The sequence below is a fragment of the Kitasatospora sp. NPDC051984 genome, assembly GCF_044593455.1.
GTDB lineage: Bacteria > Actinomycetota > Actinomycetes > Streptomycetales > Streptomycetaceae > Kitasatospora.
In genome coordinates this window covers 62146-86844 of record NZ_JBIUCB010000021.1, presented here as the reverse complement: position 1 = coordinate 86844, position 24699 = coordinate 62146, and the positions used below count along the sequence as shown (strand labels likewise).

Annotated in this window: 24 protein-coding genes; 15 read left to right on the top strand and 9 right to left on the bottom strand. The window is 72.2% G+C overall.

What is annotated here, in order from left to right; translation table 11 throughout:
* Window positions 1–39: 39 nt before the first annotated feature.
* Window positions 40–1035, top strand: a complete 996-nt coding sequence (locus tag ACIHEI_RS29940; protein WP_396608885.1) for an ATP-binding cassette domain-containing protein — start codon at window positions 40–42, stop codon at window positions 1033–1035.
* A gap of 38 nt (window positions 1036–1073) precedes the next feature.
* Window positions 1074–1829: an ABC transporter permease gene (locus ACIHEI_RS29935; RefSeq protein WP_396608909.1), complete on the top strand. Its 756-nt coding sequence runs from the start codon at window positions 1074–1076 to the stop codon at window positions 1827–1829.
* Between the two features lie 125 nt (window positions 1830–1954).
* Here ACIHEI_RS29935 and ACIHEI_RS29930 read toward each other — a convergent pair whose 3' ends face one another.
* Both ACIHEI_RS29930 and ACIHEI_RS29925 read right to left on the bottom strand, forming a co-directional pair.
* Complete coding sequence (locus tag ACIHEI_RS29930; protein ID WP_396608884.1) at window positions 1955–3613, bottom strand: alkaline phosphatase D family protein; 1659 nt, start codon at window positions 3611–3613, stop codon at window positions 1955–1957.
* A gap of 151 nt (window positions 3614–3764) precedes the next feature.
* Window positions 3765–4658, bottom strand: a complete 894-nt coding sequence (locus ACIHEI_RS29925) for a helix-turn-helix domain-containing protein (protein WP_396608883.1) — start codon at window positions 4656–4658, stop codon at window positions 3765–3767.
* A gap of 203 nt (window positions 4659–4861) precedes the next feature.
* On the opposite strand from ACIHEI_RS29925, the gene ACIHEI_RS29920 reads away from it, so the two are divergent.
* From ACIHEI_RS29920 to ACIHEI_RS29905, 4 genes are all read left to right on the top strand, one after another.
* Window positions 4862–5314 carry a hypothetical protein gene (locus ACIHEI_RS29920; RefSeq protein WP_396608882.1) on the top strand — a complete coding sequence of 151 codons (453 nt, stop codon included), beginning with the start codon at window positions 4862–4864 and terminating at the stop codon, window positions 5312–5314.
* A 203-nt stretch (window positions 5315–5517) separates the two neighbouring features.
* Window positions 5518–7461, top strand: a complete 1944-nt coding sequence (locus ACIHEI_RS29915) for a S9 family peptidase (protein ID WP_396608881.1) — start codon at window positions 5518–5520, stop codon at window positions 7459–7461.
* 132 nt (window positions 7462–7593) lie between these two features.
* On the top strand, window positions 7594–8970 hold the full coding sequence (locus tag ACIHEI_RS29910; RefSeq protein ID WP_396608880.1) for an ATP-grasp domain-containing protein: 1377 nt from the start codon (window positions 7594–7596) through the stop codon (window positions 8968–8970).
* Window positions 8964–9554, top strand: a complete 591-nt coding sequence (locus ACIHEI_RS29905; RefSeq protein WP_396608879.1) for a GNAT family N-acetyltransferase — start codon at window positions 8964–8966, stop codon at window positions 9552–9554. Before ACIHEI_RS29910 ends, ACIHEI_RS29905 begins: the two co-directional genes overlap by 7 nt.
* Here the strand turns inward: ACIHEI_RS29905 and ACIHEI_RS29900 are convergent.
* Window positions 9538–11010, bottom strand: a complete 1473-nt coding sequence (locus ACIHEI_RS29900; protein ID WP_396608878.1) for a PLP-dependent aminotransferase family protein — start codon at window positions 11008–11010, stop codon at window positions 9538–9540. The genes ACIHEI_RS29905 and ACIHEI_RS29900 overlap by 17 nt on opposite strands.
* 80 nt (window positions 11011–11090) lie before the next feature.
* Here ACIHEI_RS29900 and ACIHEI_RS29895 point away from each other — a divergent pair, with 80 nt between their 5' ends.
* On the top strand, window positions 11091–11810 hold the full coding sequence (locus tag ACIHEI_RS29895) for a GNAT family N-acetyltransferase (protein WP_396608877.1): 720 nt from the start codon (window positions 11091–11093) through the stop codon (window positions 11808–11810).
* A gap of 13 nt (window positions 11811–11823) precedes the next feature.
* Here the strand turns inward: ACIHEI_RS29895 and ACIHEI_RS29890 are convergent, their stop codons facing one another.
* From ACIHEI_RS29890 to ACIHEI_RS29875, 4 genes are all read right to left on the bottom strand, one after another.
* Complete coding sequence (locus tag ACIHEI_RS29890; RefSeq protein ID WP_396608876.1) at window positions 11824–14565, bottom strand: DUF3376 domain-containing protein; 2742 nt, start codon at window positions 14563–14565, stop codon at window positions 11824–11826.
* Window positions 14460–15344, bottom strand: coding sequence for an aminoglycoside phosphotransferase family protein (locus tag ACIHEI_RS29885; protein WP_396608875.1), 885 nt, complete (start codon window positions 15342–15344; stop codon window positions 14460–14462). Before ACIHEI_RS29885 ends, ACIHEI_RS29890 begins: the two co-directional genes overlap by 106 nt.
* Before the next feature lie 31 nt (window positions 15345–15375).
* Window positions 15376–16017, bottom strand: coding sequence for an HNH endonuclease family protein (locus ACIHEI_RS29880; RefSeq protein ID WP_387864811.1), 642 nt, complete (start codon window positions 16015–16017; stop codon window positions 15376–15378).
* 248 nt (window positions 16018–16265) lie between these two features.
* Complete coding sequence (locus ACIHEI_RS29875; protein WP_396608874.1) at window positions 16266–16799, bottom strand: Lrp/AsnC family transcriptional regulator; 534 nt, start codon at window positions 16797–16799, stop codon at window positions 16266–16268.
* 81 nt (window positions 16800–16880) lie between these two features.
* Between ACIHEI_RS29875 and ACIHEI_RS29870 the strand changes: the two genes are divergently transcribed.
* On the top strand, window positions 16881–18185 hold the full coding sequence (locus ACIHEI_RS29870; protein WP_396608873.1) for an APC family permease: 1305 nt from the start codon (window positions 16881–16883) through the stop codon (window positions 18183–18185).
* A gap of 375 nt (window positions 18186–18560) precedes the next feature.
* On the top strand, window positions 18561–19178 hold the full coding sequence (locus tag ACIHEI_RS29865) for a hypothetical protein (RefSeq protein ID WP_396608872.1): 618 nt from the start codon (window positions 18561–18563) through the stop codon (window positions 19176–19178).
* Here the strand turns inward: ACIHEI_RS29865 and ACIHEI_RS29860 are convergent.
* Window positions 19080–19283, bottom strand: a complete 204-nt coding sequence (locus ACIHEI_RS29860) for a helix-turn-helix domain-containing protein (protein ID WP_396608908.1) — start codon at window positions 19281–19283, stop codon at window positions 19080–19082. The genes ACIHEI_RS29865 and ACIHEI_RS29860 overlap by 99 nt on opposite strands.
* Between ACIHEI_RS29860 and ACIHEI_RS29855 the strand changes: the two genes are divergently transcribed.
* The gene (locus ACIHEI_RS29855; RefSeq protein WP_396608910.1) at window positions 19224–19601 is read left to right on the top strand and encodes a hypothetical protein; all 378 of its coding nucleotides are present in this window, start codon (window positions 19224–19226) and stop codon (window positions 19599–19601) included. The two genes, ACIHEI_RS29860 and ACIHEI_RS29855, sit on opposite strands and share 60 nt — an antisense overlap.
* Here ACIHEI_RS29855 and ACIHEI_RS29850 read toward each other — a convergent pair.
* A complete protein-coding gene (locus tag ACIHEI_RS29850) occupies window positions 19573–20157 on the bottom strand; it encodes a TetR/AcrR family transcriptional regulator (protein ID WP_396608871.1) in 585 nt (194 codons plus the stop codon). The two genes, ACIHEI_RS29855 and ACIHEI_RS29850, sit on opposite strands and share 29 nt — an antisense overlap.
* 59 nt (window positions 20158–20216) lie before the next feature.
* Here ACIHEI_RS29850 and ACIHEI_RS29845 point away from each other — a divergent pair, with 59 nt between their 5' ends.
* The 5 genes from ACIHEI_RS29845 to ACIHEI_RS29825 all read left to right on the top strand — a co-directional run bounded on the left by ACIHEI_RS29845 (window position 20217) and on the right by ACIHEI_RS29825 (window position 24501).
* On the top strand, window positions 20217–20945 hold the full coding sequence (locus ACIHEI_RS29845) for a DUF998 domain-containing protein (protein WP_396608870.1): 729 nt from the start codon (window positions 20217–20219) through the stop codon (window positions 20943–20945).
* Entirely contained in the window at window positions 20942–21718 is a 777-nt protein-coding gene (locus ACIHEI_RS29840; protein WP_396608869.1) for an SDR family NAD(P)-dependent oxidoreductase, read from the top strand. Before ACIHEI_RS29845 ends, ACIHEI_RS29840 begins: the two co-directional genes overlap by 4 nt.
* A gap of 201 nt (window positions 21719–21919) precedes the next feature.
* On the top strand, window positions 21920–22783 hold the full coding sequence (locus ACIHEI_RS29835) for an alpha/beta fold hydrolase (protein ID WP_396608868.1): 864 nt from the start codon (window positions 21920–21922) through the stop codon (window positions 22781–22783).
* On the top strand, window positions 22780–23370 hold the full coding sequence (locus tag ACIHEI_RS29830) for an IPT/TIG domain-containing protein (protein WP_396608907.1): 591 nt from the start codon (window positions 22780–22782) through the stop codon (window positions 23368–23370). Before ACIHEI_RS29835 ends, ACIHEI_RS29830 begins: the two co-directional genes overlap by 4 nt.
* A gap of 210 nt (window positions 23371–23580) precedes the next feature.
* On the top strand, window positions 23581–24501 hold the full coding sequence (locus ACIHEI_RS29825; protein ID WP_396608867.1) for an aldo/keto reductase: 921 nt from the start codon (window positions 23581–23583) through the stop codon (window positions 24499–24501).
* The last annotated feature ends 198 nt before the right edge of the window (window positions 24502–24699 follow it).

Sequence of the window (24699 nt, the reverse complement as noted above, 5' to 3'; positions counted from 1 at the left end):
CTTTCTTTCCACGTGAACCGTTTCCCACCGGGAGGACACATGCCCACGTTAGCCATGCCCGCGTCCAGGAAGGCGCCGCACGGCCCCGCCGTCACCGCGATCGGCCTGCGCAAGTCGTACGGGGACAAGACCGTCCTCGACGGCATCGACCTCACCATCCCCGCCGGCACGGTGTTCGCCCTGCTCGGGCCGAACGGCGCCGGCAAGACCACCACGGTGGAGATCCTCTCCACGCTGGTCGGCGCCGACGGCGGCCAGGCGCAGATCGCCGGCCACGACCTGGCCACCGACCCGGACGGGGTGCGCTCGTCGATCGGCGTCACGGGGCAGTTCGCCGCCCTGGACGACCTGCTCACCGCCGAGGAGAACCTCCTCCTGATGGCCGACCTGCTGCGTCTCCCCCGGGCTCAAGGGCGGGCCCGGGCAAGGGAGTTGCTCCGGCTCTTCGACATCGCGGAGGCGGCCGGCAAGCGCGCCGCGACCTTCTCCGGCGGGATGCGCCGCCGGCTCGACCTGGCCATGACGCTGGTCGGCGACCCGCAGGTGATCTTCCTGGACGAGCCCAGCACCGGCCTCGACCCGCGCAGCCGCCGCACCATGTGGGAGACCGTGCGCGGCCTCGTCGCCCGCGGCACCACCGTCTTCCTGACCACCCAGTACCTGGAGGAGGCCGACCAACTCGCCGACCGGATCGCCGTCCTGGACGGCGGCCGGATCGTCGCCGAGGGCAGCCCCGACGAGCTGAAGGCGCGCATCCCCGGCAGCCACGTCCGCCTGCGTCTCGCCGACCCGGCCGGCTACGCCCGTGCCTGCGCCGCGTTCCCGGACGCGAGCCGTGACGAGGAGAACCTCGCCCTGCGCATCCCCGGCGACGCCGGACTGGACGCCCTGCGCGGCGTGATCGACCGGCTGGACGCGGCCGGTGTGCCCGCCGCCGACTTCTCCGTGCACACCCCGGACCTGGACGACGTCTTCCTCGCCCTGACCGGCACCGCCACAACACCCGTCTTCGCCACCGAGGAGGCCCCGCGTTGAGCAGCACCCTCGCCCTGGCCGCGCACGACTCCACGACCATGCTGCGCCGCAACCTCAAGCACGCGGCCCGCTACCCGGCGCTCTCGTTCAGCTCGGCGATGACGCCGATCCTGATGCTGCTGCTGTTCGTCTACGCCTTCGGCGACTCGATGGGCGCCGGTCTCGGCAGCGGACTGACCGGCGGGCGCGACGCCTACCTCGCCTACCTGACGCCCGGCATCGTGGTGATGGGTCTGGCGGCGGGCTCGATGACCACCTCGGTCGCGATCTGCTCCGACATGACGGGCGGCATCATCAACCGCTTCCGCACCATGAACATCACCCGGTCCTCGTTCATGACCGGCCATGTGATCGGCAGCGTGATCCAGACCATGCTCAGCGTGCTGCTGGTGGTCGCGGTGGCGCTGGGGCTCGGCTACCGGTCGCACGCGGGCGTGCTGGCGTGGCTGGCGGCGCTCGGGCTGATCGTGGCGATCGCGGCGGCCGTGACGTGGCTGTCGGTGGCACTCGGGCTGATCTCGAAGACCGTGGAGTCGGCCAGCAACAAGCCGATGATGATCCAGTTCCTGCCGTTCCTGGGCTCGGCGTTCGTGCCGGCCGGCTCGATGGCGCCCGGGCTGCGCCTGTTCGCCGAGTACCAGCCGTTCACCCCGATGACGGAGGCGCTGCGCGGGCTGCTGTCCGGGACGGCGGTCGGCTCCAGCGGCTGGGTGTCGCTGGCGTGGTGCGCGGGCATCGGCGCGGTCGGCTACGCCTGGTCGCGTGCGCTGTTCAACCGCAGCACCACCCGCTGAGCAGCGAGTGCGTGCGCGGGCATCGGCGCGGTCGGCTACGCCTGGTCGCGTGCGCTGTTCAACCGCAGCACCACCCGTTGAGCAGCGAGCGGCCTGACGCACCGTCAGGCCGCTTGCTGTATTCGTCAGTTGACCGGCGCGTACACCCGCTCGATCTGCTGGGTTCCGCTCCGGGTGCGGTAGGAGCGGCTCCACTTGGTGGTGGCGTCGGGCTTGGTGCGGTCGGAGAGCACGTAGTAGTCCATCTGCGCCCGCTCGGTGGTGATGTCGAGGACGCCGTAGCCGTGCGAGTCCAGGTCGGTCCACTTGATGTGGCCGTTGGCGGACTGGATCGCGGCGGAGGCCACCAGGGACAGCGTGTGCGGGGCGACCTTGAGGATGTCGTCGATGTTGTCGGAGCTGACCGAGGTGACCACGAACTCGGTGGCGGCGCTGCCGGAGGCCGGGTAGGTGGCGGCCTCGAAGGGCACGTCGCAGGCCCAGGCGGAGTGGATGTCGCCGGTGAGGAACACCGTGTTGGTGATGTGCCGGTCCTTCAGGTGGCCGAGCAGCTCGCGCCGGTCGTGGGTGTAGCCGTCCCACTGGTCGGTGTTGACGGCCAGCCCTTCGCCGGGCAGGCCGAGCAACTGGGCGAGCGGGCGCAGCAGGTAGTCCGGCAGCGCCAGGAACGCGACGGGCGAGATCATCACCTCGTTGCCGACCAGCCGCCAGGTGGTGTCGGAGGCGGCCAATCCGGCTTTCAGCCAGTCGAGTTGGGCCCGGCCGGTGATGGTCCGGTCGGCGGAGTCGACGTCGCCGTTGCCGACGCCGGCCTGCTGCGAGCGGAACGAGCGCAGGTCGAGCAGGTGCAGGTCGGCGAGTTTGCCGTAGCGCAGCCGCCGGTAGGTGGTGCCGGCGATGGACGGGCGGACCGGCATCCACTCGAAGTACGCCTGCTTCGCGGCAGTCACCCGGGCGCTCCAGTCGCCCTCGGTGCCGGGGGTGTGGTTCTCGGCGCCGCCGGACCAGGCGTCGTTGGCGAACTCGTGGTCGTCCCAGATCGCGACGGTGGGGACGGCGGCGTGCAGCGCCTGGAGGTCCGGGTCGGTCTTGTAACGGCCGTGCCGGGTGCGGTAGTCGGCGAGCGTGGTGATCTCGTTCGCGGGGGCGTGCGGGCGCACCACGGTGCCACGGGTGCCGTAGGCGCCGGACGCGTACTCGTAGATGTAGTCGCCGAGGAACAGGAACACGTCGAGGTCGCCGCGGGCGGCCAGGTGGCGGTAGGCGGAGAAGTAGCCGGCCTCCCAGTTGGCGCAGGACGCGACGCCCAGGCGGAGCCGGTCCACGGCGGCGTCGGCGGCGGGTGCGGTGCGGGTGCGGCCGGTGGGCGAGACGGTGTCGCCGGCCAGGAAGCGGTACCAATAGGCGGTGTCGGGGCGCAGGCCGCGGACGTCGGCCTTGACGGTGTGGTCGGTGGCGGCGGTGGTAGTGACGGCGCCTTGGGCGACGACGGCGGTGAAGGCGCGGTCGGTGGCGAGCTGCCACTGGACGGCGGTGTCGGGCCCGAGTCCGGAGCCGGGCACGGCGGTGGCGCCGGGGGTGACCCGGGTCCACAGCAGGATGCCGTCGGGCAGCGGGTCGCCGGAGGCGATGCCGTGCAGGAACTGTGCCCCGCCGGCGGCGACTGCGCTGCCGGCGGAGGCGGCGAGGGGCAGGGCGAGAGCCCCGGCGGTGAGGGCGGCCGCCTGGATGACCTGGCGGCGCGCGGGGCGGGCGGTGGGCGCGGTGGCGGTGGGTTCGGTCACACCACCTGAGATTTACCGACGGGTAATGCCTTGTCCAGAGCCCGAGTTGACTATTCCTCAAGGCTTCACCACGATATCGCCAAGACGATCAGGTCGCCCACGAACCCTCCGGGGGGCCGCGCGCAAGTGGCTGACGCCCTGCCGGCGGCGGTCAGGTGGTCCCGGCCGTCACCATCCTGATCTGGCCGTCCGGATACTCGACATACCCGCGCGCTACCACCGGCTGATTCATGCCGAACACCATCGGCGTCCAGAACGGCGGCGTCTTGCCCTCCAGCGACTGGCAGTCGGCCGGGAAGCACATCTTGTCGGTCTGGCTGACGATCTCGGTCCGGCCCCGCCAGCCGGCCGGAAGGTGCAGGGCCGACCAGTTGGTGCCGCACCTCGGGGAGTACCAGTTCACCACCTTGCCGATCACCTGACCCTCGTACTCGATGTCCGTGACGTGCCCCTGCTGCACGCCCTCGCCCCAGCACGGCGTCGCGTTGGGGTCCTTGTGCCGGCATCCGTAGCCCGGCGCTCCCCCGCCGCAGTCCTCGGACGGGATCGGGTCGCTGCCCGGCGGGAAGTTGCCCGCGAGCGCCGCGTGCCCTTTGGAGCCGTCGGACCGGGCCGGCACGAGCAGCAGGGTCACGGTCGCGGTGAGCGCGGAGGAGAGCAGCACGGCGAGCAGCAGCGCCCACCATCGCGTGCGCACCACCACGACCGGCTCGGGCTCCGGCACGCGCATGGGCTGCGGGTCGATCGTCGGCGCCTCGGGCTCCGGCCCTTGCCCTGCGGGGAAGGACTGCTCCTCGGCCGCGTCCCACCACCCCCGCCAGCGGTCGATGTCCTTGCGCCCGCACGCCTGGACGAACGCCGCGACGACGTCCCAGGACGGCAGGCGTCTTCCGTTCTCCGCCAGCGAGAGCGTGCTGTGCGAGTACCCGGAGATCGCGGCGAGTTGACGGAGCGTCAGCCCGGACTCCCGCCGCACCTCGCGCAACCGTTCGGCGAACCTCGCGGCAGCGCCGTTCCCCTCCAGTGGAGCCTGTCTGCGTGCCATCCGTTCCCCCTGGGGGTCTTGGCCTGCCAACGCTGTTTGATTGTTCAGCGTTGTTCGGCGGCGTCAAGCCCCACACGGGCGCGGTGGAGGGCCTGTTCGGTCCTGGTGAACCCGCGCTTCGACCCTCTGGCCTGCACGGTCGGCTGCTGCTGCACTCCTCCCATCGGACGCGGCGAACGTCGCGACGGACCCGAGGAGTTGACATGCGAGTGAGGAAAGCGGCGGCCGCGCTGGCGGCGACGGTCGCCCTGGTGGCCGGCGGCATCATCGGCGGGACGGGACAGGCGCAGGCGGCGACCGCGCCGTGCGGCGGGATCGGGGAGCCGATCGACGGCCAGCCCGGACTCACCTGGAACGGCTGCGTCTACGCGACCGACGGCCTGTACTTCCGCTGGCACACCGCCGGCGGCACGGTCAGCTGGAACGACCCGCTGACGATCGCCCTGCCCTACCGCACCAAGGTCTGGATCTACTGCACGCTGCCGGGCCCGGCGGTGACCGGCAACTACGGTCCCACCACGGTCTGGGACGCGGTGGGTTACTACCAGCGGCCGGGCGGGCCGGTGGAGTGGTTCGCGTCGTACGACCACGCGGTCACCACCGACGCCTGGATCTACACCGGGACCAGCCAGCCCGTCGGGACCACCTGCAACTAGGAGCTGTCCGGCCTCGCGCGAGTTCAACTGTCGCTTGTGGACGGAGAGTTGATCCCGCGTGCAGGTCACTTCCCTGCCGTCGGTCCGAGTCCGCTCCGGGCCACGGACCGGCGGCGGGGCATCCGGGCGAATTTCGACTGACGCGGGCCCGGCGGTGCGGCAGGATGTCCGACTGCCGTCCTGACGAGCGAAAGGCAGCCCGCATGCCGCACCCCGCACCCCGGCCGACACCCGAACCGTCCGAACTCCTCACCGCCGAACTGGTGGTGGACATCGCCGCCGCCGTGGCACCGGCCGTCTCGCCGGACGGCCGTCTGGTCGCCCACGCGGTGGTCGCGAGCGACGGAAGCGGGTCCATCCGGGTCGCCGCCGCCGACGGCAGCACTCCCCCGCGCCGGCTGACCGACGGCACGGCCCGTGACCGCGCCCCGAAGTGGGCGCCGGACTCGGCCGCGCTGTTCTTCACCTCCGACCGCGAGGAGCAGGGCACCGCCCAACTCCACCGAATCCGCCTGGACGGCAACCAGGACGCGGCCGAGGCCCTGACCACCTGGCGCGGCGGCGTCACCGGCCACCACCCGCTCCTCGACGGCCGCACCGTCGCCGTGCTCGCCGCGGACGAGCCCACCGCCGAGGACGAACGCCGGAAGGCCGAGCGCGACGACGCCAAGGTCTGGGGCCGGCACCTTCCCCCCACCCGGCTGCGCCTGCTCGACCTGGAGACCGGCGGGCTTCGCACCGTGGACGGCCTCGGCGACCGGCATGTGGTCGAGCTGGCGCAGCGTCCGGACGGCGGCCCGCTGGCGGTGCTGAGCTGGTCCACCGCCGAGCTCGACCCCGGCGTCATGACGGCTCAACTGCACGTGGTGGACCCGGAATCGGCCGACGTCCACGAGCTGGGCCCGGTCGGGAGCGAGGCGCAGTCCCCGGCCTGGTGGCAGCACGACGGCGTCTGGCATCTGGCCCACCTGGCCACCACCCCTCCGCACCTGGTCGGCGGGCTCGCCGTGCTCGACACCGTCCCGCCGGCGGCCGGCCCGGCCGTCGAGCACCGCAACCTCACCGCCGGTATGACCGTCTGCCCGACCGAACTGGTGCAGGTCGCGGACGGGCCGCCGCTCGCGCTGTTCGCCGACGGGCTGGACACCGCGCTGTACCGGCTCCATCCGGAGTCCCTGCGGTTCCACCGCTTGTCGGATGCCCCCGGCCTGCTCGCCGGGCTCACCGCGAGCCGCTCGGGGGAGACCGTGGCCCTGCTGGCGAGCACGGCGCACGAGCCCAAGAACGTCCACGCCGGGCCAACTGGCGGACCACTGCTGCGACTCGGCGACACCGCGCCGGAACTGCGCGGGATCCGCTGGGGAGTTCAGGAGCGCCTCGGCTACCGGGCTTCCGACGGACTCCAGTTGGACGGCCTGCTGATCCTGCCGGCCGGCCGGACCCGGGACGACGGACCGTTCCCGCTCGTCACCCTGGTCCACGGCGGCCCGTACTTCCGTCACGCGGACGAGTTCACCCTCAACGCGGTCGACTGCGGCCAGTGGCTGGCGACCGCCGGGTACGCGGTCTTCCTGCCCAACCCCCGCGGTGGTTCGGGGCGCGGCCACGAGTTCGCCGCCACGGTCGCGGGCGCGGTCGGCGGCGACGAATGGACCGACATTCTCGGCGGAATCGACCTGCTGGTGGCCGAGGGCGTCGCCGACCCCGGGCGGCTGGGAATCTCCGGCTGGAGCCACGGGGGCTTCATCGCGGCCTGGGCGGCGGGCCGTTCGGACAGGTTCAAGGCCGCCGTCATGGGTGCGGGCATCAGCGACTGGGGCATGCAGGCCGGGACGGGCGACTGGGCGAGCGTCGACGCGGCGCTCGGCGGCAGCACCGGCTGGGACGGCCCGGGGCCACACGTCCACGACCGCAACAGCCCCATCTCGTACGCCTCCCGGATCCGCACCCCGATCCTGATCCTGCACGGCGAGGAGGACACCAACGTCCCGCTGAGCCAGGCCATCCACTTCCACCGCGCCCTCCGCCACTTCGGCGTCGAGCACGAGTTCGTCGTCTACCCCCGCGAGGGCCACGGCCTCACCGAACGCGCCCACCAGCTCGACGCCCTCCGCCGCATCCGCGCCTGGTTCGCCCGCTGGCTGTAGACCCGCCCCAGCGGGCCGTCAACTCCGCACTCCCCCTCGTACGGGTGAGGTCGGGGGCGGCACGCGCCCCGCACCAGCGGGTCTGCGGTGGGGCAGCGCCGGGGGCTCGCGGGGGCTCCCATAATTCACCTGGTGATCACATCCTGTGACGAAGCGATCGACCGGCTACGGGAAATCCCCGGGCTCTCGGTCTGCCCCCGCCCCCTGCTCGCGCTTCCGCTGCTGCGCACCGGTTGCCTGTCCGCCGTGCTCAGTGTCGAGTCCCCGGACGCGGGCTGGGAGGGCGAGTTCGACGCCGAGTTCCACGCGCTGGAGGCGACCACCGGGCGGCGGGACCACACCGCGATGGGCGTCGGGATCCACGAGTTACTGCGTGCGCTCGCACGGAGCGGTGAACGGCCGCGGCTGGGCCGGGAGTTGGCGCTGCTGCCGTACCAGGCGTTCCAGCCGCACTGGCGCAGCGCACTCGCGGAGCTCGGCACCCGGCTGGTGGAGCCGACGCAGTCGGTCTCGCTGGCGGGCCTGCAGGACAAGACCGCGCAGCGGGCGTGGCTCCGCTCGGTGGGGGCGAACACGCCGCCGGACGCGGTGGTCGGCACCCTCGACCACCGGGAGCTGCGCCGCCGCTTCGGCGGCACCTACGTCGTTCAGGCACCGCGCGGCTCCGGCGGAAAGGGAACGTACCTGGTCACCGGCGAGGCGGACCTGCTCGGCATCAACAGCGGCGCCGGGCCCTGGCTGGTGAGCGAATACGTCGAGGGCGCCCCGGTCAACGTCCACGGCCTGGTCTCGGTGGACGGCACGGTTCAAATCCTGCGCCCGTCCGTCCAGTTGACCCGGGTCGAGGGGGTCGGCGCGGCCTTCGGCGCCTACTCGGGCTGCGACTTCGCGGCGCCCGCCCTGCTGCCGCCCCGCGCCCTCGACCGGGCCGTCGAGCAGACCCGGCAGGTCGGCACGGCGCTCGCGGGTCTCGGCTACCGGGGACTGTTCGGCGCCGACTTCGTGCTGGACGGACCGGACGACGCACTGCTGCTGGAGGTCAACTCCCGTATGCAGGGCTCGACCTGGCTGCTGAGCGAGATCGAACTCGCCCAGCACACGCTGCCCGCCGCGCTGCGCCACGCCCTGGAGCGCTACGGCCACGCCACCGGCGGCGAACCCTCGCTGGACCCGGCGGACGGCTGCCAGCTGGTGGTCCGGCACACCGGCGGCCCGGTGCGGGTGGCGGCCGCGCCGACCGGCGGGCTGCACCGGCTCAAGGACGGGCAACTGCGGCGCTGCGGCGACGGGTTCGGTCTGCTGGAGTGCGGCCCCGACGACTGCGTGCTGCTCCAACTCCCGGCCGCCGGTACGGTGTTGCACACCGATGTGCCGATCGCCCGGCTGGTCACCCGCTACTCGCTGACCGGCCCCGACGGGTCCGGCCTCACCGCGCAAGGGCGGCAACTGGTCGAGGCCCTGCACGCGGGTTTCGTCCTCGAACCGGCCCGGGCCGGCGCACCGTGCTGACCGCACCCTTCCCGCTGTACGTCCGCGCGGCACTCGCGTCCGACCTGGAGCGGCTGGCCGCCCTGCGCGGCGCCGCCGCCGACTGGATCGCCCGCGTGCACGGCTCCCGCCAGTGGTCGGACCCGTACGACGCCCGGCGCGGCCTGGCCCGGATCGGCCGGGGCGCGACGGTGGTGGCGATGCCGGAGCCCGACGGCGAGGTGCTCGCCGCGCTCACCATCCGGCCGTCCGCCAGCTCCGGACTCTGGACGGAGGAGGAACGGGCCTGCCCCGCAGGCTACTTGAGCGGATTCGTGATCGATCGCCGGTACGCCGGGCGCGGCGTCGGCACCCGGCTGATCGACTGGACGAGGTGGCGGGCGGCCCGCGCGGGCGCGCTGGTGCTGCGGGCGAACGTGTGGAGCGACAACACGTCCCTGCACGCCTACTACCGCGCCCGCGGCTGGCAGTTGGTGCGCACCGTCGCCGGCAGCCGCAGCGGGAGGCTGTTCGAGCTGCCGCTGCGGCCGCCGCCGCCACCGCCGCCGCAGGTCCACGAGCTGGGCGAGCTGCCACTACTGGCGGAGATCACGACAACTCCCTGACCAGCTTGGCAAGTTGGCGAAGCTTGGGCGCGAACGCCGACTCGGGCGTGTTGCCGTACCCGAGGACGAGCCCGTTGTGGCCGGCGCCGGGGAGCAGGGAGTGCTGGGACAGCGGCCTGGGCGCCATCCCGTGCCGGCGGGCGGCCCGGGCCAGGGGCTGGTCGGGAGCGGTCGGCGGCAGTCGCACCGTCAGGTGCATGCCGCTGTCGCCGCCGGTCACCGTGTGCGGCACGTCGAAGTGTTCGGCCAGTGCCGGTCGCAGTGCGTCGCGGCGACGGCGGTAGAGGCGGCGCATCCGGGCGAGGTGCCGGCTGTACTGGCCGCTCTCCATGAAGTGGGCGAGCGCGAGCTGTTCGTTGCGGTGTCCGCCGCGCAGCAGCTCGTCCGCCACCGGCGCGGCCGGCCCGACCAGCGGTTCGGGCAGCACCAGAAAGCCCAGCCGCAAGGACGGGAACATGGTCTTGCTGAACGTGCCGACGTAGAACACGGGCGCGCCGGGCGTCAGCCCCTGCATGCAGGCGAGGGGTTCGCCGCTGTGCCGGAACTCGCCGTCGTAGTCGTCCTCGACGATCCAGGCGCCGTGCAGCAGGCACTTCTCGATCAGGTCGAGGCGCCTGGACGCGGTGAGGACGGCGCCTGTCGGGTACTGGTGCGCGGGGCTGGTGCACACCAGGCGGGGCGGGCGGTCCGCCCAGTCGGAGGCGGTGGTCCGCAGGCCCTCGCCGTCGACGGGGACGGGCACGACTGTCAGGTCTCCGCAGGTCAGCGCGGTCTGCGCGCCCCGGTAGCCCGGGTCCTCGACCCAGGCGGTGTCCCCAGGGTCGGTGACCAGCCGGACGCACAGGGCGAGTGCCTCCTGCGCGCCTTCGGTGATGACGATCTGTTCGGGGGTGCAGCGCATGCCGCGGGCGAGCGCGAGGTGGTGCAGGACGGCCGTCCGCAGCGCGAGTTCACCGCGCGGCGGGCCGTAACTCAGCAGCTCCGTCCCCCCGTGCCGGAGCACCCGGTCGAGCGAACGCCGCCAGGCGGCCAGCGGGAACCGGGCCAGCGCGGGCACCCCCGGCGCGAAGGCGGGCGCGGCCTCGCCGCCCGGGCCCGACCTGCGGATCCGCCCGGCCCGCCGGGCCAGCCCGGCCGGGGCGGGGCGCGGGTGGCCGGCCGGCTCCGGGCGGGCCAGCGCGGCGACCCGGGTGCCCTGCCGGCTGGGCTCGATGTAGCCCTCCGTGCTCAGCACCTCGTACACCAGCGTGACGGTGTTGCGCGACACCCCGAGGCTCTCGGCCAGCGCCCGCGACCCCGGCAGCCGGCTGCCCGCCGGAAGCCGGCCGTCGAGGACGGCGGACCGGAGGCGGTGCAGCAGCTGCTTCTGCAGGGAGTCCCCAGCCCTCTCCCGGGACAGCGGTTCCTGAAGCAGAAAATCGGACTGCGGCCCTCGGCCCTCCTCGCGTGGCTCCATGGAACGACCCTAGCGTGGACCTTTTCGAGGATCCACGCACTGCCTAGCTTGGCAGGACCGCCACACCCCAGGAGAACCGCATGCCCGCACGCCTCAACGCCCACGGCCAGCCCATCGGCAGCCCGCTGCCCGACTGGACGCCGCGCCCCGGGCCCGCCCGGGTCACCCTCGACGGCCGCTTCTGCCGCCTGGAGCCCCTGGACGCGGACCGCCACGCCGACGACCTGCACGCCGCCTTCGCCCTCGCGGCGGACGGCCGGGACTGGACGTACATGACGGTCGGCCCCTTCAACGACCTTGCCGCCTACCGGTCCTGGGCGACGACGGCGGCCCGGGCGGACGACCCGTTGCACTACGCGGTCGTCGACGGGCGCAGCGGAAAGGCGGTGGGCACGCTCGCGCTGATGCGGCAGGACCCGTCCAACGGCGTCGTCGAGGTCGGCAGCGTGTCGTTCTCTCCGCAGCTGAAGCAGACTCCGGTGTCCACGGAGGCTCAGTTCCTGCTGATGTCCTACGCCTTCGACGAACTCGGCTACCGGCGCTACGAGTGGAAGTGCGACAGCCTCAACGAGCCCTCGCGGAGGGCGGCCCAACGGCTGGGCTTCACCTTCGAGGGGGTCTTCCGCCAGGCCGTGGTCTACAAGGGCCGCAACCGCGACACCGCCTGGTTCTCGATCCTCGACGCCGAGTGGCCGCAGGTCGGCAAGGCGCTGCGGGAGTGGCTCTCGCCCGACAACTTCGACCCGGCGGGCCGCCAGCGGCGGTCGCTGTCCGAGGTCCGCGCGTCCGCGGCCGGCTAGGCCTGTCTTCGGGTCAGCCGACCGCAAGCCCGATCGCAATGCCGATGCCGACCAGGATCAGCACGCCCGCGAGGAGGGTCACCCTCACCGCCCACTTCACCACACGCGGAATGGTGCGCGGGTCCTTCTTCTTGAGCGCGTTCCGGGCCCTGAACCGGACGTACCAGGTCACCCAGCGGAGCCACCGCTTGTCGGCCTTCTGCAGGGCCCTCGAATCGGTGGCGACAAGGGGGCGGGTGAAGGCGAGCACCCTGTTCCAGAGCGGGCCGGCGGACTTCGTTACCGCGTCTGCTTCGTCCTTGTCGGTGTTGCCCAGCAGCGTGATCGCCGAACAGATGACGGCCCGCAGGCCGGCCTTGCCCTGGTCGGTCCCGAGGATCCGCCCCAGCAGTTGCCTGTCCCTCGTGGTCCGGAGCTCCTCGAGGTTCTGCTCCAGCTGGTCCTTGGCGGAGACCTGGGCCGCGTGGTCCTGAGCCTCTGCCTCTTGGCCCTGGGGCGCCGCTTCTTGTTCTCGCTCCTGGATCTCCGCTTCGGTCTCCGCTTCGAGGATGGCCAGGTGGAGCCTCTCCTCCCAGGCCAGGCGTTCCTCGCGGGACGGGACGAGCAGGAAAAGCAGGTGGTGGGCGGCGTCGAGCCGGCCCCAGATGAAGTCGGAGCGGCGCCATTCGCGGTCGATGAAGGCGCCGAAGTGCTGGAAGCGGATGCCGTAGAGCTTCCGGTCGCCGAGATCGGCGAACCGGTCGACGTTGAACACCGGACTCATGCTGTCCGGCCCGAGCCGCAGGAATTCGAACGCCGGCGTGAGCGGCCCGGCGGCCTTCGACGGGGGTGCGTACATCCTGGTGACCACTTCGACCGCCAGGCAGTCGTGCACGACGTCCTCGGGACCTTCCCAGTGGCCGAGGCCGGCCTGCCGGGTCACCTCGGCGAAACGGCCGCACGCCTGCGAGACGAGTCCGCCGATCGTGGCCGGGACGTCCAGATCGTCGAAGACACGGCCGAGGAGCTCGCCCAGTTCCTGGTTCGACAGCTCCACCCCCGGCCGGTAGTGGTCCCGGATCCGGTTTCTGACGGCCTTGGTGACGGCGAGCGCGCGGCGCTGCTGCCGGCTGATGTCGGTCGCGCCGGCAAGCAGTACGCGCTGTTCGTCGGGATCCGCGCGCAGGTCCATGGAGCCGAGGTACTGCTGGAGGTAACCGCCGAGGGTCTCGAAGAGTCGTTCGGCGGTGATGATTCCCCAGGGCCAATTGGACATGTCGGGATTGTTGATGTCCTGGCTCGGCCACCGCGGGCTCCAGTTGGGGTTCTCCCCGAGGATCCGGCCGAGCTCCTCGGAGTCCGCCTCCGGCACGGTGACGAGCGAGGTCACCGTGCCCAGCTCGGCGAGCCGGTGACGGGTCTCCCAGAGCGCCGCGCTGGCCCGGCACAGCCGGTACTCACCGAGCATCGTCTCGGCCGCTTCCCGCACGTAGTCGCGGAGGTCCCTGTTCCTGCTCATCCGGTGGAACAGATTCAGCTGCGTGCCGCGAACGCTCGTCCCGAGCCGGGTCGACAACTCCTGCGTCCCGGACCGGAAATCCGCCTCCCGCGGGTACTGCAGCGCGTTGAAGGCCGAGGTGACGAACGAGACGTCACCGCAGGGCGACTGTCCCGCCGTGTTCACGGCCTCCAGGCCGACCGAAGGCGTCACGTAGACCACCACCCGGCGCACCACCCGCTCGTCCACTTGACGCTCGGTGATCGCCTCGAGAACCGGGCCGAACGGGGCGTTGTTGAGCACACCGCCGTCGATCACGCAGCTCGCCGGAGCCTCGGCGATGGGAGCGGGAAGCTCGCGGAAGTGGGACATCGGCCGCTCGTCGACCGGTGGGAAGGCCACCGGATAGCCGGCGCTCGCCCGCGCCGCCTGAACCAGCGCGTCGTTGTTCGCCGAACAGAAGTCGTCACGGCTGTCGAGATCGAAGCCCATCGTGCCGTCGTCCGTCGTCCGGAAGACCACCGCGTGTTTGTCGTTCCGGAACCGGTACACGCGCCGGTGGTCACGGACGTCGAACCGGCTGCCGAAGCCGTCCTTGAACTCACGCGCCCGGCCGTCCAGCGAGGTGGCCGTCATGAAGAGGGTGATCGGCTGCTCGGGCGTCTCGCCCTCGGGCATGTCCTCCAGCTGCGCTCTGATCTCCTTCTCGAAGAAGGTGCCGTTGAGCAGGCTCTGCCGGGAGGGCGATTTCACCAGCTCCGGCAGCGAGGCGGCCGCCTTCCACACCTTGCGCAGCGAGCCCAGGTCCGAACCACGGCCGATCGCGGTGGCCAGCAGGAGCCCGTTGAGGCCGCCGGCCGAGGTGCCCGAGACGATGTCGATCACCACCCGGGCATTCGCCCCCGCCGCGCCGGTGATCTGCCGCCAGATCTCCGCCACCTCTTGATCGGCCGGAGAGACCGATTCATCGGGTGCGTCGGCGGAGGCGCGGCGCAGCAGGTCGAGCTCGTGCGTGACGCCGCCCATCCAAACCGCGAGGCTGACGCCGCCGTTCATCACCAGGGCCAGCCTGACCTCTTGCTTCACCGCCATGTCTGGCACCGTAGATCGGCGGCCTCCGGACCGCTCCCGCAGTACCGGCCGGTTGATCCACCCGGTCCACTGCGCGAGCCCTAGCCGGAAGCCAGCACCTCGCGGAGGGTGCGCTCGCCGACGCCGCGCATCAGCGGGTTGTCCGCCGAGTGGGAGAGGAACACCAGCGCCAGCGCGAGCGCCCACCCGCGGGCCCGCTCCCAGGTGGCGTCGTCGGCCCGGCCGTACGCCTGTCGGAAACCGTCTCGCGGTTCCTCGGTGAACAGCATCCACGCCACCGACAGGTCGGTCGCGGGATCGCCGCCGGTGAGGTCGCCGAAGTCGATCACGGCGCTGATCCGGCCCTGGTGGACCAGGATGTTGGCCGGGTGCAGGTCCCCGTGCAGCCACAGCGGCGGCCCGTCCCGCACGGGCACGGCCGCGGCGGCCTCCCAGATCGCCAACGCGGCGGCGCGGTCGGCCGGTTCGAGGTGCGCCGGCCCGGCCCGGACGCCCTCGGCGCGCCCGGCCGGCGGGATCCCGCGGAACGCGTTGACGGGCGCCTCCGGCGGCGCCGGGGTGTGCAGCGCGGCGAGAAAACCGCCGAGCGCGGTCGCGGCCTCCCAAGGGGCATCGAACTCCGCCGGCGCCGCGATCCGCCCGGGCAGGAACGGCACCACGCTCCAGGACCACGGGTACTCGTCCGCCGGCCGTCCGACCCGCACCGGCGCGGGCACGGGCAGCGGCAGCCGTCCGGCCAACTCCGGCAGCCGGCGCTGCTCGTGCGCGACCAGCCCGGCCGCCGCCGCGCGCCGCGGCAGTCGGACGAGGAGGTCCTCGCCGAGCCGGCACACCAGGTTGTCCCACCCGTTGGCCGGCACCTCGACCGGCAGCCCCGCCAGGTCGGGGTGCTGCGCGTCGAGCAGCCGGCGCACCAGCTCGACGGAGACGGAGAGCTCGGCGGCGGGCATGCGGTGAGCTGTCACACCGGAAACCCTACGGCGGCGGCTCGAGCTGTCAGCAGCCCGCCAGGACGTTGGTCAGGGCCGTCTTCTCGGCGGTGTCGACGGACAGGCCGTAGTAGTACTTCACCTGCACCCAGGCGCGGACATAGGTGCAGCGGTAGGAGGTGACGGGCGGCAGCCACTCGGCCGGGTCCTTGTCGCCCTTGGAGCGGTTGGTGCTGGCGCTGACGGCGACGAGCTGGGGGCGGGTGACGTCGTTGGCGAAGGCCTGGCGCTGGGCGGTGGTCCAGGCGGAGGCGCCGGAGTCCCAGGCCTCGGCGAGCGGGACGACGTGGTCGATGTCCAGGCCGGAGGCCGAGGTTATGGTGACGCCGTCGTACGGGGAGACCCAGGTGCCGGACGTGGCGGCGCAGCTCGCGTCGGTGACCACGTTGGAGCCGTCGCGCTTGAGGACCGTCTCGCGGGTGTTGCAGGTGCCGGAGATGGTGATCCAGGTGGGGAAGAGGTCGCGGCTGTAGCCGGTGCGGTCCTCGGCCTTGACGGTGAGTTGGGCCAGGTAGCCGCGGGCGGTGGCGGCGGAGACCGGGGTGGGCAGCGCGGCTTGGGCGGTGCCGGCGTTGACCGTGAGGACACCGGTGGCGAGGGCCGCGGTGGCGGCGAGGGTGGCGAAGCGGCTGAGGAAACGATTCGTCACGGCGGGGAGCTCCTGAACTCGGCGGGGTGTGGTGCCGAGTCAGCGTGGCAGTCCGCGGTCTATGCGGGTAGATGCTCCGTCGTGAAGATTGCATTACCGTCTGATGGCCATATCGGCGGCTGATGTGAAGGTTCATCATCAACGGCCGGACGCACCCCTGCCGGGCCAACCCGCCGCACCCCTGCCGGGCCAACTCACCGCCCGCGCACGGCCGGACCGGTTCACCGCCCGCGCGCGGCCCGACCGGTTCACCGCCCGCGCGCGGCCGGCCAGCGGTCGAGCGGCCAGCGGTCGAGCGGGAGCGGGCCCCGGGAGCGGATGGTGCGGATCGCGAAGGTGGAGCGGGCGTCCCGGATCGGACCGATCGCCAGGATCTCGTCCAGCAGCACCAGTTCGTAGGTGGCCAGGTCCGGCACGGCGATCTCCACCAGGAAGTCCGCCTCCCCGGAGACCACATGGCACGCCACCACGGCCGGAATCTCGGTCAGCGCCTGCTCGATCTGCCGCGAGGTCTCCCGCGAGTGCTGATCGACCCGCAGCGAGACGAACACCGTCAGCCCCAACCCGACGCGCTCCCGGTCGAGTTCGGCCCGGTACCCGGCGATCACCCCGTCCGCCTCCAGCGCCTTCGTGCGGCGCAGCGCGGAGGACGGGGAGAGCCGGACGGCCTCGGCGAGATCGACGTTGGCGGTGCGGCCGTGGCGCTGGAGGTGCTCCAGGATGGCACGGTCGATGCGGTCGTACTGCTGGCTCGGCATGCCGTGCACCCTAATGGTCTTCACGCGGCAGATCCTGCCGTTTCGAGCACTCCGCACGGCGAAATTCGCCAGCGCGTGCCGCGCGATCGGGGCCACAATCGCCGCATGCCCGAGAAGACCACCGAAAGCCGTCACTCCCACCTGTCCACCGCCGCCGCGTCCGCGCTGTACATCGGGGCCCTGCTGGGCCCGAGCCTGCTGCTCCTCCCGGGGCTGGCCGCCCGCGCCGCCGGCCCCGCCTCACTCCTCGTCTGGCTGGCCCTGCTGGTGCTGTCCGGGTTGATAGCCGTCGTGTTCTGCGCCCTCGGCACGCAGGTCGGTTCGACCGGCGGCGTCGCCGGGTACACCGCCGCCGGCCTCGGCGAACGAGCGGGCCGGGCGGCCGCCTGGTGCTTCCTCGCCGGCGTGGTGGCGGGCGCGCCGGTGGTCTCCCTGATCGGCGGCAGCTACGCGGCGGCGGCGCTCGGCATGGGCGAGTCGGCGGCGGTACCGGCGGCGCTCGTACTGCTCGGACTGGTGCTGACCGTCCGACTGGTCGGGGTGCGCACCGGCGCGAAGCTCCAACTGGTGCTGGTGGCCGCCCTGGTGGCCCTGGTGCTCTTCGCCATGCTCGGCTCCGCACCGCACGCCCGGGCCGCCAACTGGACGCCGTTCCTGCCGCACGGCTGGGCGGGCGTGGCCCGCGCCGCACCGCCGCTGATGTTCGCCTTCGTCGGCTGGGAGGCCGCCGCCTCGCTCACCACCCGCCTGCGCGACCCGCGCCGACAGCTCCGCCTGGTGGTACTGATCGCCTTCGTGGTGACGTCCCTGCTCTGCCTCGGCCTGGGCGCGGCCACCGTCGCGGTACTCGGCCCGGACGCGGGCGGCGCCGTCCCGCTCGCCGACCTGATGCGCGCCGCGATCGGCGACAGCGGCCGAATCCTCGCCGTCGGCGCGGCACTTGTCCTCACCCTCGCCGCCACCAACACCTACCTGACCGGCGCCGCCGAACTCACCGACGCCCTCCTCCCGCCCACCCCCACCCCCAGCCGCCGCGGCTCCTACGCCGTGGTCGCGACCACCGCCCTGACCGGCGGCCCGCTGATCGCCCTGGTCGGCTCGGGCGTCCTGTCGACCGACCAACTGGTGGCCGTACCGACCGCGCTCTTCCTCTCCGTCTACCTGACCTGCACGGCCTCCGCGATCCGAATCCTCAACGGACTCCCCCGACTTGCCGCCATGGTGTGCTGCCCCGCCGTCCTCGCCCTGGTCCTCGGCACCGGCTGGCCTGTCCTCGCCGTCGCCGCGGTCGCCCTCCTGGCAGCAACCCTCCCGGGGCGCGGTTCTGTCTCCGCTGCGCAGGACGGCCACCGGAACGAGCCCGAACTCACCGAAGGGAACGTGGTCCTGGCGTCGCACAACAGCCGCTGAACCAACGGGGACGGCCACGCACACACCGCGCGGCCGTCCCACCCTCTCCGCGCCCCACCCACCTCCACACTTCGCCTGCCTGCTCGCCCACTTACTGATCGTTTCAGAATGAGGTTCGGAGCTTTCTCAGGCAGATGATGCTGCAGGCGAGTTGGAGCAGGCCGAGGCGGAGGTCTGCGCAGCTCCCCAAGATCGCCACGGCGGCACCATACTGTTCCGCCCTATCAGACCCTTCTCGCCCAGCTGACGCACCCGCTCGTTGCTGCGGCTGAGCGCCGTTTCGAGGCGGGGCTGTTGCATTCGGGCTGGCGAGAGTAGCCTTGCCGCTAATTTGAACACGTTCAACATGGGGTGGGTCAGTTGGCAGGCACACGGGTGGGGAAGCGGGCGCTGGTTGCGGGGCTGGTGGCGGCACAGCCGGTCGGGCTGGTGGCGTTGTACCTGTCGTGGGAGATCGACTTCTGGAGCGTCGCCCCGCTGGAGGCGTCGGGCACGGTGGCCGGACTGTTCCTCGTGAGCCGACTGGTCGTCCGCCGGTCGGTGGCGAGATGGCGGGCGGAGATGCGGTGGCTCGGACAGGCCGTGCTGCAGTACGTCGCCTGCTGCCTGTCCCCCTTTCTCGTGCTTGTCACGGCCTGGTCGCTGAGCGCGCCGGACGGAGCGGACGATCAGGGAATCGGATTCGACCTCGCGCTGCTCGGCGGGTGGGTGGTCTGGGTGAACGTTCCGACCTTTGTGCTGCTGCTCGTCCAGGCCCCTCGTGCGCAACGCGGTGCCAAGGTGGGCGCACTCGTGGGCCTGCTGCCCAGCGCCCTGCCGATGCTCCTGCTGCTCTTCGGCGGCTGGCCGCTGCTCCTGCCGATCGCAGCCCAGCTGTTCTTCGGCTTCCTGGTACTACCAGGGCACGTTCCGCTGACCTTCCTCGGGATGCCGGCGCTCGGAGTCGGCAGCCAGTCGGGCCGACCTCCAGCGTGGGGCGCTGGAACGGTGTAGGCCCGTCTCGCGGGCGATGCGCGCGTTGGAGCGTCCGCGTGCGGCATGCAGCACGACCTGCGCGCGCATCCGCAGCCGGTGCTCGGTCTTGTGGCCGAAGGCCATCTGCTTCAGTCGCTCGCGCTCGGCGGCGCGCAGGGCTATCGGGCGGGCGGCGGCAACGGGCAAGGCAGGCAGGCCTATCCGGAGAAGTGGATCACGACAGACCGAAGCCTGCCGTATCCGGCCACCGGCCCCTCGGGCAGGATGAGCGCCATGCCCACGCCCTCGGAACACACCCGGCTCTCACTGGCGGCGCGCCTCGGTGAGCACGCCCGATCTTGGATCGGTACGGACCGCTCCGAGCCGTCAAGGACGCCTTCGGCGCCGCTGTCGCGGTGGGCTTCGCCCACGGTTACGTGGCCCAGGAGCGGAGCAGGGTGAGGATCTGGCGCAGGGCACGGGTGAGATGCAGGGTGGATCCGGTGGCCTTGTCGATGACCGCGCCGCCCTGGAGTGCGGCCAGCACGGTGGAGGCGAGGTCGGTGACGGGCGCGTCGTCGCGCAGGAGGCCGTGTGCCTGCATGGTGGTGAGCTGGTTGGCCAGTTGGGTGGTCCACTGCTCGTACATGCGGCCGACCAGATGGCGGGTGGTTTGGTCGGTGTCGAGTGCCCGGCCTGCCAGGGCCGCGACCTCGCAGGCGTCCGCGTTCGTCTGCCGCGCGTGCAGGCGCAGGATCTGCTCGATCCAGGACTCCCAGTCCTGCCAGGTGGAGAGGGCGGCAGGTGCCTCCTGCTGGGCGAGGCGCGCGAGGTGGCGTTCGGCGGCGGCGCGGCGCAGTTCCTCCTTGCCGTCGGGGAAGTAATGGAAGAGCTGCCCCTTGCTGGTGGCGGTCAGACTCATGACCTCGTCGAGGTTGATGTCGTTGCCGGTGACCAGCAGATCGGTGGCGGCTTCGAGGATGCGGGCCTTGGTCGCCTCGCCCTTGCGTGTGGCCATGGCGCGATCCTAGCTTTCTGGACTTGAGAGTCCAAATACTGCGTGCCAGCCTAATGGACGTGAAAGTCCAGAAAACACCCGCCTTCCGCGGTGCGGGCGTGCTGCTCGTGCTCGCCGCCCTGCAGTACGTGCTGCTGGAGTACCTCGCCGCCGCCGCGTGGCGTGACCCTCCGTACAGCTATGCCGTCGGCTTCATCAGCGATCTCGGTAACCCGGTCGCCGGGGACGTGTTCGACGGCCGGGTCGTCGACTCGCCGCTGCACCTGCTGATGGACATCGCGTTCGTCGCCCAGGGCGTGCTGTTCATCGCAGCCGCCGTTCTGCTGCGCACCGCTGTAGCGGGGCGCCTGAAGAGCGTGCTGCTCGCTCTTGCGATCGTCCACGGCGTGGGGGTGATCCTCGTCGGCTTCTTCCACGAGTCGTCGGCGGCCCTGCACAACGGGGTGATCGTGGTCCACAGCATCGGAGCCGCCGCCGCGATCCTGGCCGGCAACGCGATCCCGATCGTGATCGGCGTCCGTGGCGAGCGCCTGGGCATCCCCCGGCGCCCGCGCGTGGCAGCCGCAGCGCTCGGGGTGCTCGGGCTGGCCTCGTTCGCGCTGCTGCAGGCCGACCGCCCGCTCTACCACGCCGCCGGCGGCGTACCCGAACGGATCTCGGTGTACGCGATCCTGGCGTTCGAGCTGATCCTCGGAGCAGCCATGCTCGCCCGCCCATCCCTCCACAACACCCTTGCGCCTGCCGCCGACCACGCCATCGCCACTCCCACCGAAAGGCTCAGCTCATGACCACCATCCCCGGTCTGCGTACGAACCTGGCCGGCCGCCGTGCCCTGGTGACCGGCTCCACGTCCGGCATCGGCCGGTCGATCGCGACGGCCCTCGCCCGCGAAGGGGCCACCGTCGTGGTCACCGGCCGCCACCAGGAGGGCGGCGCCGCGGTCGTCCACACGATCCGCACGGCGGGCGGCGCGGGTCACTTCGTGCGCGCCGACCTCGCCGAGGGCGGCCGAGCCGCCACGCGTCTGGCCCAGGAGGCGGCCACCGCGGCCGGCGGACCGATCGACCTGCTGGTCAACAACGCCGCCCTACTCATCCCCGCGCAGTCGCTCACCGACGTGGACGAGCAACTGGCCGACCTGGCACTGGCGGTGAACGTCAAGGCCCCGGTCCTGCTGACGGCCGCACTCGCCCCGGCCATGGCCCGGGCCGGCGGCGGCGCAGTGGTCAACGTGGGGTCCATCAGCGGCGCGGTCGGCGCCGCCGTCTCCGCCCTGTACGGCGCGACCAAGGCGGCCCTGCACTCGCTCACAGCTTCCTGGGCCGCGGAACTGGCCCCGCAGGGCATCCGGGTCAACGCGGTGCTCCCCGGACCCACGATGACCGACGAGAACGCCGCCTCCCACGACATGCTGCACAAGTACACCGCCACCACCCCCGCGGGCCGGCCGGGCACCGCCGCCGACATCGCCGACGCCGTCGTCTTCCTGGCCGGCGACCGGGCCTCGCACATCCACGGCGTGACCCTGCCAGTCGACGGCGGATACCTCGCCACTCGATAGCACCGCACCCGCTCAGCGGGGCGAAGCGGCGAGGCGCCGGCCCCTACTCCTGCCCGACGGCCCCGCCGCGCGCCCCGTCGGCCCAGTGGCCGACGGGCACGACGAACATGGCCCTCCGCCAGTCGTGGGCCCCGGTCCTCGCATGACCGCACATCGCACGACCCATGTCGCACAGGCACAACGAGGAGGAGAGAACCAGAAGTGATACGCCACGCACGCACCGCCGGACTGGTCGCCGCGGTCACTGTCGCCCTGCTCTCGACGATCGCGTTCACCCCGAACGCCAAGGCCGGCCCGGCCCCGGCCGGTACCGCGTACGCTCAGGCCGCCGCCGACCGGCACGGCGTCAAGCCCACCATCGTGCTGGTGCACGGCGCCTGGGCAGACGCCGCGGGCTGGACCCCGGTGGTCGAGCGACTGGAGAAGGCGGGCTTTCCGGTCATGGCGCCCCCGAACCCGCTGCGCGGACTCGACTCGGACGCCCAGTACATCTCCGCCGTCCTGCACCAGATCAGCGGTCCGGTCGTCCTGGTCGGCCACTCTTACGGCGGCGCAGTCATCACCAACGCCGCCGTAGGCAACCCCAACGTCAAGGCCCTCGTCTACATCGCCGCCTTCGCACCAGCCCAGGGCGATTCGCTGGCCAGCCTCAACGGCTCGGCGCCGGGCCGGAGCATCCCAGCCGTCCCGGCCATCCCGACGAGCTACCCGCAGCCCGGCGGCAGCACGGGCACGGAGCTGACCATCAACCCGGCCAAGTACCCCGCCGTCTTCCTCAACAACCAACTCCCGCCCGCCCAGGAGCAGGCCCTCGCAGCCGAGCAGAGGCCGCTGAGCCTGGACGCGGCCACCGAACCCTCCGGCACCCCGGCCTGGCAGACCATCCCGTCCTGGTACATGGTGGCAAAGAACGACCGCGCCATCGCACCCGACCTCGAACGCTTCATGGCAACCCGAGCCGGCGCGCACACCATCGAGGTGAACGGCCCCCATCTGATCATGCTCACCAACCCCGGCGCGGTCACCACCCTCGTCGAACAAGCCGCTCGGGCCACCACCCACTGACCCATCCCCACCAGCGGGACGACCAGCGCGGGAAGGCAGCCCCCGCGCACGCGGCCGGCACCGTCAACGTCTCGCTGACCGCCAAGGGCCGCACCGTCCCCGCCGGGACCTACACCTACCAGCGGCCCGCACCCGTCGTCACCGCCGTCACCCCCGTACAGGGCCCGGCCGCCGGCGGCACCACCGTGACCCCCACCGGCACCGACTTCACCGGCGCCACCGCCGTCACCTTCGGCACCACGCCCGCCGCCTCCTTCACGGTCGACAGCGACACCCGGATCACCGCCACCGCGCCGGCCACGACCACTGCGGGCCCGATCGGTCTCACCGTCACCACCCCGTCGGGCACCAGCACCGCTGCCGCGTACACCTACACCAAGGACACCACGAAGCTCACCGCCGACCCGGTCCTGCTCTCCATCGCCCCCGGCCAGCTGAGCATCAACCTCAACCTGTCCGCCACGCTCACCGACACCACCACCGGCCGACCCGTCCCCGGCGCCGCCGTCACCTTCAAGATCGGCACCACCACCGTGTGCACCGCCACCACCAACGCGGCTGGCATCGCCACCTGCGCCGGCCCCTGACCGGTCCTCACCGTCCTGCTCAATCTCGGCTGCGGCTCTCCGAATCCCCACCCGGCCCGCCTTCCCGGCTGCTAGAATTCCGAACGTCAACTGAGCCTTCTCGGCGCGGATTCCGATCCGCCGGGGAGGCTTTTTTCATGCCCGGAGCCGGCCCACGCCGCCCCGGCCGCCGCGTTCACCCCTTCCAAACCGCCAAGGGAGACCCCTGCCATGAACCCACGACCGACCACCGCACCCGCCATCTCCACCACCTCCAGCACCTGGCGACTCGGCGACCGAACCGTCAACCGCCTCGGTTTCGGCGCGATGCGTCTGACCGGCACCGCGCCGTTCCACCACGGCGTGCCGCGCGAGCGTGAGCGGTCGATCGGTGTGCTCCGGCGGGCGGTCGAGCTGGGGGTGAATCACATCGACACCGCCGCGTTCTACTTCTCGGCGACGCGCTCCGCCAACGAGTTGATCAACCGGGCGCTGGCGCCCTACCCGGACGAGTTGGTCATCAGCACAAAGGTGTGGCCGGGCCGCGACCCGTCCGGCGCGTGGTGGTGGGCCTCCCCGGAGCAGCTGCGCGGCCAGGTCGAGGAGAATCTGCGTCAACTCGGCCGCGACCACCTGGATGTGGTGAACCTGCGGGTGCCGCCGAGCCGCCGGACCGGTTCGATCGGCGAGCATTTCGGTGCCCTGGCCGAGCTGCGCGACGCCGGGCTGGTTCGTCACCTCGGTGTCTCCCACGTCACCGCCGAGCAACTGGCCGAGGCGCGGGCCATCGCGCCGGTGGTCTGCGTGCAGAACCCGTTCGGGATCGGCGCGCCCGACGAGGACCGGGCACTGCTGCGGCTCTGCGGCCAACTCGGCATCGCCTTCGTGCCGTTCTTCACGATCGCCGGTGCGAGGCAAGAGTCGGGCCCGGCCGCCGAGGAGCACGAGGAGGTACGCGCCGTCGCCCGCGCGCACGGGGTGTCCGTCGCCCAGGTCCGGCTCGCCTGGACCTTGCAGCAGGGGCCGCACGTGCTGGCGATCCCCGGAACCGGCGACCCGGACCACCTCACGGAGAACATGGCGTCCGGCGCCCTGCAACTCTCGGCCGACCAACTCGAACTACTCAACTCCATTAATCCAGAGTCGAACTGACGGACCGTCATCGCTCAGGCATTCCGCCCGGAACGGGGAGTGGTTCACCGCCCCGTGGGGTTTGGGCGGGGTCGGGCAGTGCCAGGGTCTCGACAGCCGGAGGATCTGGCCATGGACCCTGCCCCGGGCACATTCCCACCGCCCGCCCCGCCGCTCCCCTACCTGCCGTGGCCACCACCACCCCCATATCCGCACCCG

Coding starts and splice junctions, on each gene's coding strand:
- ACIHEI_RS29940 (WP_396608885.1), top strand. CDS start 40: ATGCCCACGTTAGCCATGCCCGCGTCCAGGAAGGCGCCGCACGGCCCC.
- ACIHEI_RS29935 (WP_396608909.1), top strand. CDS start 1,074: ATGCTGCGCCGCAACCTCAAGCACGCGGCCCGCTACCCGGCGCTCTCG.
- ACIHEI_RS29925 (WP_396608883.1), bottom strand. CDS start 4,658: ATGGCACGCAGACAGGCTCCACTGGAGGGGAACGGCGCTGCCGCGAGG.
- ACIHEI_RS29920 (WP_396608882.1), top strand. CDS start 4,862: ATGCGAGTGAGGAAAGCGGCGGCCGCGCTGGCGGCGACGGTCGCCCTG.
- ACIHEI_RS29915 (WP_396608881.1), top strand. CDS start 5,518: ATGCCGCACCCCGCACCCCGGCCGACACCCGAACCGTCCGAACTCCTC.
- ACIHEI_RS29900 (WP_396608878.1), bottom strand. CDS start 11,010: ATGGAGCCACGCGAGGAGGGCCGAGGGCCGCAGTCCGATTTTCTGCTT.
- ACIHEI_RS29895 (WP_396608877.1), top strand. CDS start 11,091: ATGCCCGCACGCCTCAACGCCCACGGCCAGCCCATCGGCAGCCCGCTG.
- ACIHEI_RS29870 (WP_396608873.1), top strand. CDS start 16,881: ATGCCCGAGAAGACCACCGAAAGCCGTCACTCCCACCTGTCCACCGCC.
- ACIHEI_RS29855 (WP_396608910.1), top strand. CDS start 19,224: ATGCAGCACGACCTGCGCGCGCATCCGCAGCCGGTGCTCGGTCTTGTG.
- ACIHEI_RS29860 (WP_396608908.1), bottom strand. CDS start 19,283: ATGGCCTTCGGCCACAAGACCGAGCACCGGCTGCGGATGCGCGCGCAG.
- ACIHEI_RS29850 (WP_396608871.1), bottom strand. CDS start 20,157: ATGGCCACACGCAAGGGCGAGGCGACCAAGGCCCGCATCCTCGAAGCC.
- ACIHEI_RS29840 (WP_396608869.1), top strand. CDS start 20,942: ATGACCACCATCCCCGGTCTGCGTACGAACCTGGCCGGCCGCCGTGCC.
- ACIHEI_RS29825 (WP_396608867.1), top strand. CDS start 23,581: ATGAACCCACGACCGACCACCGCACCCGCCATCTCCACCACCTCCAGC.